Below are 473 nucleotides of genomic sequence, written 5' to 3' on the forward strand. Positions count from 1 at the left end.
CCTGWATAACAAAGCCCACCTATAGCAGAAGTTATTCCAGGTACTACTTCAAATTCTATTTTTTCCTCTTTTAGAAGTTGTCCTTCTTCTCCACCTCTACCAAATACATAGGGATCTCCTCCCTTAAGTCTTRTAACTATCTTTCCTTCTTTAGCTTTATCTACAATTAATCTATTTATATCTTGTTGAGGCAATGTGTGGTTCTTAGATGATTTTCCTACATATATAAACTCACAATTATCTTTAGCTTCTTTTAGATAATTACAATTTGCCAATCTATCATAAACTATAACATCAGCTTCTTGTATACATTCTAATCCTTTTAAGGTTAATAACTTATAATCTCCAGGCCCTGCACCTACCAAGTATACTTTACCTTTTTTCATAGCTATTGTACTCCTTTAAAACTAATTTAGCTAACTCTAATCCAGTTTCTCTAGGAGATTTAATACTTCCTTCTAATTTTTTTATTA

Annotated in this window: 2 protein-coding genes (1 of these 2 running past the window's edge); both read right to left on the reverse strand. The window is 31.2% G+C overall.

Annotated features, from left to right (window positions below; genetic code table 11):
• Window positions 1-386: part of a uroporphyrinogen-III C-methyltransferase coding region (cobA, locus tag G3997_RS09495; RefSeq protein ID WP_296645534.1), annotated on the reverse strand (this coding region is incomplete at its 3' end). Its footprint begins 115 nt before the window's first position; the window shows 386 of its 501 annotated nt.
• Window positions 373-473 (reverse strand): hypothetical protein (locus G3997_RS12005; protein ID WP_442971285.1); only part of this gene is annotated, 101 nt, incomplete at its 5' end. The genes G3997_RS12005 and cobA, both read right to left, overlap by 14 nt.

It is taken from the genome of Romboutsia sp. 13368 (genome assembly GCF_018336475.1).
Taxonomy (GTDB): Bacteria; Bacillota; Clostridia; order Peptostreptococcales; family Peptostreptococcaceae; genus Romboutsia.